The sequence below is a fragment of the Thermodesulfobium sp. 4217-1 genome (assembly GCF_039822205.1).
GTDB lineage: Bacteria > Thermodesulfobiota > Thermodesulfobiia > Thermodesulfobiales > Thermodesulfobiaceae > Thermodesulfobium.
In genome coordinates, this window is record NZ_JBAGBW010000022.1 from 21,920 (window position 1) to 29,285 (window position 7,366).

The window sequence follows — 7,366 nt, forward strand, 5'->3', positions numbered from 1 at the left end:
ATGAGTCATAATATTAGCGAATACAAAGACGTATGGGTTTTTATTGAGCACGATCGCGGGAAAATTGAACACGTATCTTTGGAGCTATTAACCAAAGGTCGCCATCTGGCAAAAGATATTGGCTGCAATATCTGTGCGTTTGCTGTTGGTGACAACGTTGAGACTTTTTCTGACAAACTGTCTGAATATGGTTCCGAGAAATTTTATTTTATTGAGAGCCCTGCTTTAAGAGAATACAGAACAGAACCCTATAGAGATAGCCTTTTGCATTTAATAGAAAAATACAAACCCGAGATAATATTAATTGGAGCTACTACCCTTGGCAGAGACATTGCTGGCACGCTTGCAACGAAGCTTGATACTGGTTTGACGGCTGATACTACAGCTCTTGATATAGATTTTGAATCAGAAACAAAAAATCTATTAATGACGCGTCCAACCTTTGGCGGCAATCTTATGGCTGTTATATATTGTCCAGATACCAGGCCTCAGATGTCTACTGTGAGGCCAGGGGTTTTTCAGGCGATGAAAAATCCTGTCAATTTAGAAAAGATTAGGGAAGAATTTGAACTTTTTGAGGACAGAATACCAAAAAAGATCTTGGAGAAGGTAGAGAGCGATTCGGATAAGGTAAATTTGGGGTTTTATGACGTTATAGTTGCGGGCGGCAGAGGAATAGGAAAAAAGGAAAATATAAAACTTTTGGAAGATCTTGCAAATGTTTTAGGGGGCACATGGGCTGTATCGAGGAAAGTTGTGCAGATGGGATGGGCTCCTTACTCAAGGCAGGTGGGTCAAACTGGTCAAACAGTTCACCCAAAGATTTATATTGCTGCAGGCATTTCTGGAGCAATTCAACACCTTGCTGGCATGAAATCCTCTGAGATTATTATTGCAATTAATAGAGATCCGCAGGCTCCGATATTTGATGTGGCAACTTATGGGATTGTTGGAGATGCTGTTGAAATTTTGCCACAACTAACCCAAATTTTTGGGCAAAGGTTAAAAGTTGGAGGTTCAAATGAGAAAGAATGACTTTGACGTAATAATAGTAGGTGCAGGACCTGCGGGTCTTGCTGCTGGTTATGTTTTGGCTAAAGAAGGAATAAGCGTTGCTATTATAGAACGTGGCATCTTCCCTGGCTCTAAGAACGTTATGGGCGGCATATTTTACAGAAGCTCTCTGGATGATTTGATACCGGATTTTTATAAAGAAGCTCCCATAGAGAGACATATAGTCGAGCAAAAGATCTGGCTTTTGTCAGGAGATTCTATGTTCTCAACTGGTATAAAGAGCGAAAAATACAATGCAGAACCATATAATTGTTTTAGTATATTTAGGGCTAAATTTGACAAATGGTTTGCAAAAAAAGTGGCGGATGCCTCTGCAATGATAATAAACGAAACCGTAGTAAAAGATCTGATCTTAGATGGCGACAGAGTAATAGGAGTTAAAACCGATAGGCCAAATGGAGACCTATATTGTGACGTTGTCATAGCGGCCGACGGAGTTAATTCATTTTTGACCAAATCTCTTGGCTTAAGAAAAAAAATAACCACGAATAATGTCGCTCTTGCACTTAAAGAGATTATTGAATTGCCAGACAAGGTTATAAACGATAGATTTGGGGTATCAGGTAGCTCTGAGGGAGTTACAATAGAGATTACAGGTCCATATTTTGATAAGATGAGAGCCATAGGCTTTGTTTATACGAATAGAAATTCTCTATCTTTAGGTTTAGGCGTGGTTACAGAAGATATGGTAAAACTCAAGATCAACCCAAACGATTTGCTGGAAGAATTTAAGAGTCATCCTGCTATAAAACCATTAATTAATGGCGGAGAAACTAAGGAATACATGGCTCATTTGATACCAGAAGGCGGTTATTATTCAATGCCAAAGTTATACTCTAACGGCTTTATGGTAGTGGGAGATGCAGCTATGCTGGTGAATAGCATCCATAGAGAGGGAGCAAACCTTGCAATCGAATCAGGTAAATTTGCAGCAAGAACGTATATCGAAGCCAGAAAAATAGGGGACTTTTCTCAGAAGACCTTGAGTTCTTATCAGAAGAAGCTTGAAGAGTCTTTTGTGTTAAGGGATTTAAAAACTTATAAAAATTTGCCAAAATTATTGGAAGAAAAACAATATCTTATATCAAAGTATCCCAAATTTATAATAGATGCAATGTATGAAATGTATAACGTAGACAAGGTCTCAAAATCAGAAAAAATAAAATTAATTATGAATAGGGCTAAAAAAGAACTTGGATATTTTAATATCTTAAAGGATGTATTTAGTGTTTGGAGGGATTTCAGATGAGAATTGAAGATAAGCTTTACCTGATAGGGTACAACATTGACGAAGAAGAAAGTCATCTGGGGGTTAGCGATCCAGAAGAGTGCAAAAAATGTCTGGGTAGGCCATGCACACATATTTGCCCTGCTGGGGTTTATTCGTATGACGATGAAGAGGGAAAGCTATCTATCAACTACGATGCCTGCGTAGAATGCGGTACCTGTAGAATTGTTTGTAGCTATATTACCTGGAGATATCCAAGAGGGGGATTTGGTGTGCAGTACAAATTTGGCTAAAGCGTTATAGAGTTGTTGTAGGGGATTAAAATCTTAAAGTTTCAGTTTAATTTTTTTCTTAGCTTGCCATAGTCTTTTTGTCTTATGATAGATTAAAGATGGGTATTTGTTGTGTTATAATAGCAGAATATTCTGACAATTATGGAGGAGAAAGGAATTAACTATGAAAAGAGAGCTAGAAGAATTTTTAAAACTTAGAGATTTTATTCTTACTTCCCCTAGCTATGAGATATGCAGGAAAGATTTTAAATGGCCTCATTTGACAAAATTTAATTGGGCATTGGATTATTTTGACTTCATTGCATTAAATAACGAAGAAAATGCATTGCTGTTTGTGGATGATGAAGGAAGAGAGATTTCAGCAAGTTATGACTTTTTAAGAAAAAGGTCGAACCAGGTAGCCAATTTTTTGAAAGAAATTGGATTACAAAAAAGAGATAGAGTTATGGTTGTAATGGAGAACTCTGTGTTCTTATTTGAAATTTTGCTTGGGATAATGAAGGCAGGTGGAGTTATAATTCCTGCAGCTACCATGCTGCCGCCCGAAGACATTGCTGAAAGGATAGAAACTGCAAATATAAAGTTTATTTTTATAGATAGCGATATTGCCAAAAAGTTATCTGGTATCGAAAACGTTGTGAATAACCATCTGAGTGCTATTGTTAATGTTGGCAATCATTCTGGAACGATCCTTAATCAGTGTAAGGGTAAATCTCCTGCCTGTTTAAACTATATTGAAGTTGACAATTTCAAGGAAGATTATTCTCCCTCTTTTATTACATATTCAACTGATGAGATGTACTCTTTCTTTACATCTGGCACTACTGCAAAACCAAAACTGGTTACACACAGCCATAATTATCCTGTAGGGCATCTAACCACACTTTATTGGGTAGGCTGTACAAAGGGCGATATTCACTACAATATTAGTGCGCCAGGATGGGCGAAACATGCGTGGAGCAGTATATTCGTTCCATGGAATGCTCAGGCTACAGCTTTTATATATAGATACAAGGGCAGATTTAGCGCAAAAGGCATTTTGTCAAAAATAGAGAAACATAAAGTTACCACACTGTGTGCGCCGCTTAGTGTCTGGAAGCTCTTTTTGATCGAGGATCTGAAAAGCTATAAGTTTTCTTTAAGGGAGATAGTTAGCGCAGGCGAGCCGCTTAACCCTGAGATTATAAAGAAGGTTAAAGAAAGCACAGATCTCAATTTAAGAGAAGGATATGGTCAGACTGAAAGCACTATTATGATCGGAAACTTTAGGGGAGAGCACACTAAAAAAGGTTCAATGGGCAAAACTGCTCCAGGATATGACTTGAGCATTTTGAGCAACCAATTAGATATTAAAAACTTTGGTGAAGATGGGCAGATTGGGGTCAACATCTATCCAGTTAAGCCTCTTGGCAATCTGAGTGCATACAACGATGTAGGCAAAAATGAATCAGTCTTTAAAGGCGGTTATTATCTTTCTGGTGATACTGCTTATATGGATAAAGATGGATATTTTTATTTTATTGGAAGAACTGATGACGTGTTCAAGAGCCTTGATTATAGAATCAGCCCTTTCGAGGTTGAAAGTGAAATTATGGAACACCACGCAATTCTTGAGGTTGGAGTAGTGCCAACCACAGATGAAAGGGAAATAATAGTCCCCAAAGCATTTATCGTATTAAAGCCCGATTATATCCCGTCTCGTGAGATGGCTCTTGAGATATTTAGGTTTATTAGAAAACATATGGCTCCATATAAAAGGCCTCGCGTAATAGAGTTTTTGGAATTCTTTCCTAAAACAGTTAGCGCAAAAATAATAAGAAAAGACTTAAAAGAATACGATCAAAATGTGAGAAAGAAGAAGGTTAAGGCTGAACACGAATATAGAGAAAAAGACTTTTTGGATGAGTTAAAGGGTAGCGTATAGGATTTACTTAATTAATTAAAGAATATAATAAAGAGTATCATTTTCCATTTGCTTTTTCCTTAGCTATTTGTTCTTCTGTAAGAGATCTTATGATATTAAAGTCTTCAGGCCTCTTATTTGGAAAAACTTTGCCAAAGTTTTCTTCTAAATCAGAATGTAAAGGGGCTATTTTTACTTCATATTGCTTGACTACAAAATCTACAGCATCTCCCGGTCTTAATCTTAGAAGGCCTCTGGCTACTTTAGCTTTCTTTTTTAAAGCCGACCTATCTGTCTTTTTTGGTATATTGCCTCCATTATTCATTTAAAAACTATATTATATGCAACACTAAATCTTTTGTATGAAAAAGTCAAGCAGAAATTATATAAATACTTGACGAAATTTATTATATAATTATAATATACATAATTAATAATGTATTATTAGGAGGTCAAAAGGTGATTATAAAGATTTTAGGTACAGGATGTCCAAATTGCAAGAAGCTATATGAAAACACGAAAAAGGCTATAGAGATGGGCCAGGTTGCAGCCTCTATTTATAAGGTTGAGGATGTCAGGGAGATTATGAAATACAAAGTTATGACTACTCCAGTTCTTGTGATAGACGAAAAGGTCGTTTTCAAGGGAAAAATTCCTTCGCCTGAAGACATATTAAAAACAATATTTAACGAAATGTTAAATAAAAATAAGGACAGTTAATCCTATGCAAATATTTACTTGGCTTGCTGATTACGTAGCTTATAACCTTCTGCATCTTGAGAAGGGACAACATCTTACTAGCGCTATACACTTTTTTATCGAAGATACTTCCAAAATATTTTTCCTGCTTCTGGTTATTATATTCATAATAACCTATATAAGAAGTTATTTGACTCCAGAAAAAGTCAGATCGCTTCTTGTAAAGAAGGGTAAAAACGTTTATTTTGCTCACCTTTTAGCTGACCTGGTGGGCATAATAACTCCATTCTGTTCTTGTTCTGCCGTACCGCTGTTTATTGGATTTGTTGAGGCTGGAGTTCCATTGGGCGTTACTTTCACATACCTAATAGCTGCCCCGACAGTTAACGAAGTGGCGCTAGTGCTTTTATATGGTTTATTCGGTTGGGAGATAGCTGCTATATATATACTTTCAGGCGAAGTTATCGCATTTTTTGGCGGCATTATAATTGGAGCCCTGAAACTTGAGAAATATGTCGAGGGCTATGTTTATGAGAATGTCTCGACAGAGATAGATTTAGAAGTAGAGGATGTCAAAATAACTTTTAAAGAGAGGGTAAACGAATCTTTTGAATATACTATGAATCTTATAAAAAAGATTGGGATATGGGTGATTATAGGTATAGGCATGGCATCTGGAATGCACGGATGGGCACCTACAGGCTTTTTGGCTCAGATTGCTGGACCAGGCAACCCCTTCGCGGTATTGATAGCAGTATTAGTCGGCATTCCGCTTTACTCAAACGCTGCTGGCATGATACCTGTGGTCTCAGAGTTAATAAGGCTTGGCGTTCCGGTTGGCACGGCATTGGCTTTCATGATGTCTGTAACTGCAGTATCGCTCCCTGAGACGATCCTTCTAAGACAGGTTATAAAACCTCAGCTTATAGCTATATTTCTTGGAATAGTGACGGTATCTATAATCTTTACAGGATATCTTTTTAATTTTCTAATACCATAAAAGTTATAGGGGTGGGGGGACAATTTCTAATGTGTTACTTTTATCAAATTCGTACTCAAGTCTATCAGAGTGCATTGTTGCTCCGCTAATAAGCACCACTGCTTCGAGAAATTTTAGACTGCCTTTTACTTTGTATCTTGTTTTCTTGCTTCTTATTACTGTATTATTATTTATAAGTTCGAGAAAGAATTCTATAGCTTCAATTGAGTCCTGAGAAATGCTGCCAAGGGACCTCTTTATAAAGCCGATTAAAAGCTCTCTTCTCTCCTCAACGCTAAACTTTGTAAATATAAAACTCTTTTCCTGTGAAGCACAAAGTAGGACTTCGTTAAAAGGTGAGTATGATTTTATATCAAGTATTGGTGTCTCGTCATAGAAGTCTAAGCCTGAAACCGTCAAAATATTTTTCTCTCTTTTTATGAGCTCTACCGTATCGAGTGCTATTGGATTTGGCCGAACTGGACTTCTTAGAGAAAATACCCCTGTCTGAGGCTGGCTGAAATCTCCTCTTGGATAAACCAAAAGAGGCTTATCTGAAGGATTTCCAAAGAGCGCGACTAATACTAAAAAAGAATTATTTTCTATGCCTGTAAGTCCAACTTCAAACTCGTCAAATACATGTATCTCACCGGTATAGCCGTTCGGTGGAATTTTCGAGCCCTTTTTCAGGTTCGATACTACTCTACCAATCACTTTAAAGAATTCATTCATATTTCCCCCTAAAAAAATGGTAGCCCTATGGGGATTCGAACCCCAGTTACCGAGCTGAGAACCCGGCGTCCTGGTCCACTAGACGATAGGGCCAAAAAAATTGGCTGGGGAAGATGGATTCGAACCACCACTACATGGTCCAGAGCCATGCGTCCTACCGTTAGACGATTCCCCAATAAGGTAAGGTGGTGCCGAGGGCCGGAATCGAACCAGCGACACGAGGATTTTCAGTCCTCTGCTCTACCTACTGAGCTACCTCGGCGAATCATATATATTTATACATTATTTTAATTTAAAATGCAAGCCCTTGTGACATACTCCCACCACCTACGCTAACACTTAGAGGTGGAGGCTTCTTGGGACGTACCAGCTAACGCCAGTATAACTACCAAGCTATCCCCGTTTGCCCAACGGTTCTATATTACTGTTAGGATATGCCAAGCAAGCGACAGCCTTCA

8 protein-coding genes and 3 tRNA genes are annotated in these 7,366 nt (G+C 37.8%); 6 read left to right on the top strand and 5 right to left on the bottom strand.

Annotation, left to right across the window (positions count from 1 at the left end; translation table 11 throughout):
- The 4 genes from V4762_RS08150 (at window position 1) to V4762_RS08165 (ending at window position 4,519) form a co-directional block, all read left to right on the top strand.
- On the top strand, window positions 1-1,035 hold the full coding sequence (locus tag V4762_RS08150) for an electron transfer flavoprotein subunit alpha/FixB family protein (protein ID WP_347315290.1): 1,035 nt from the start codon (window positions 1-3) through the stop codon (window positions 1,033-1,035).
- Window positions 1,022-2,323, top strand: coding sequence for an FAD-dependent oxidoreductase (locus V4762_RS08155; protein WP_347315291.1), 1,302 nt, complete (start codon window positions 1,022-1,024; stop codon window positions 2,321-2,323). Before V4762_RS08150 ends, V4762_RS08155 begins: the two co-directional genes overlap by 14 nt.
- The gene (locus V4762_RS08160; RefSeq protein WP_347315292.1) at window positions 2,320-2,595 is read left to right on the top strand and encodes a ferredoxin family protein; all 276 of its coding nucleotides are present in this window, start codon (window positions 2,320-2,322) and stop codon (window positions 2,593-2,595) included. Before V4762_RS08155 ends, V4762_RS08160 begins: the two co-directional genes overlap by 4 nt.
- Before the next feature lie 163 nt (window positions 2,596-2,758).
- Window positions 2,759-4,519 carry an AMP-binding protein gene (locus V4762_RS08165; protein WP_347315293.1) on the top strand — a complete coding sequence of 587 codons (1,761 nt, stop codon included), beginning with the start codon at window positions 2,759-2,761 and terminating at the stop codon, window positions 4,517-4,519.
- A gap of 37 nt (window positions 4,520-4,556) precedes the next feature.
- Here V4762_RS08165 and V4762_RS08170 read toward each other — a convergent pair whose 3' ends face one another.
- Window positions 4,557-4,823 (bottom strand): AbrB/MazE/SpoVT family DNA-binding domain-containing protein, encoded by a 267-nt coding sequence (locus tag V4762_RS08170; RefSeq protein ID WP_347315294.1) that lies wholly within the window; start codon window positions 4,821-4,823, stop codon window positions 4,557-4,559.
- Between the two features lie 134 nt (window positions 4,824-4,957).
- On the opposite strand from V4762_RS08170, the gene V4762_RS08175 reads away from it, so the two are divergent.
- Window positions 4,958-5,218: a thioredoxin family protein gene (locus tag V4762_RS08175; RefSeq protein ID WP_347315295.1), complete on the top strand. Its 261-nt coding sequence runs from the start codon at window positions 4,958-4,960 to the stop codon at window positions 5,216-5,218.
- Between the two features lie 4 nt (window positions 5,219-5,222).
- Complete coding sequence (locus V4762_RS08180; RefSeq protein ID WP_347315296.1) at window positions 5,223-6,197, top strand: permease; 975 nt, start codon at window positions 5,223-5,225, stop codon at window positions 6,195-6,197.
- Between the two features lie 3 nt (window positions 6,198-6,200).
- Here the strand turns inward: V4762_RS08180 and tsaA are convergent, their stop codons facing one another.
- The 4 genes from tsaA to V4762_RS08200 all read right to left on the bottom strand — a co-directional run bounded on the left by tsaA (window position 6,201) and on the right by V4762_RS08200 (window position 7,170).
- Window positions 6,201-6,908 (bottom strand): tRNA (N6-threonylcarbamoyladenosine(37)-N6)-methyltransferase TrmO, encoded by a 708-nt coding sequence (tsaA, locus tag V4762_RS08185; protein WP_347315297.1) that lies wholly within the window; start codon window positions 6,906-6,908, stop codon window positions 6,201-6,203.
- A gap of 17 nt (window positions 6,909-6,925) precedes the next feature.
- A tRNA-Glu gene (locus tag V4762_RS08190) sits at window positions 6,926-7,001 on the bottom strand.
- An 8-nt stretch (window positions 7,002-7,009) separates the two neighbouring features.
- A tRNA-Gln gene (locus V4762_RS08195) sits at window positions 7,010-7,083 on the bottom strand.
- An 11-nt stretch (window positions 7,084-7,094) separates the two neighbouring features.
- A tRNA-Phe gene (locus V4762_RS08200) sits at window positions 7,095-7,170 on the bottom strand.
- Between the last annotated feature and the right edge of the window lie 196 nt (window positions 7,171-7,366).

Excerpts from the sequence above, each read along its gene's own strand:
- V4762_RS08180 (WP_347315296.1), top strand. The coding sequence starts at position 5,223 with ATGCAAATATTTACTTGGCTTGCTGATTACGTAGCTTATAACCTTCTG.
- V4762_RS08170 (WP_347315294.1), bottom strand. The coding sequence starts at position 4,823 with ATGAATAATGGAGGCAATATACCAAAAAAGACAGATAGGTCGGCTTTA.
- V4762_RS08165 (WP_347315293.1), top strand. The coding sequence starts at position 2,759 with ATGAAAAGAGAGCTAGAAGAATTTTTAAAACTTAGAGATTTTATTCTT.
- V4762_RS08150 (WP_347315290.1), top strand. The coding sequence starts at position 1 with ATGAGTCATAATATTAGCGAATACAAAGACGTATGGGTTTTTATTGAG.
- V4762_RS08160 (WP_347315292.1), top strand. The coding sequence starts at position 2,320 with ATGAGAATTGAAGATAAGCTTTACCTGATAGGGTACAACATTGACGAA.
- V4762_RS08155 (WP_347315291.1), top strand. The coding sequence starts at position 1,022 with ATGAGAAAGAATGACTTTGACGTAATAATAGTAGGTGCAGGACCTGCG.
- tsaA (WP_347315297.1), bottom strand. The coding sequence starts at position 6,908 with ATGAATGAATTCTTTAAAGTGATTGGTAGAGTAGTATCGAACCTGAAA.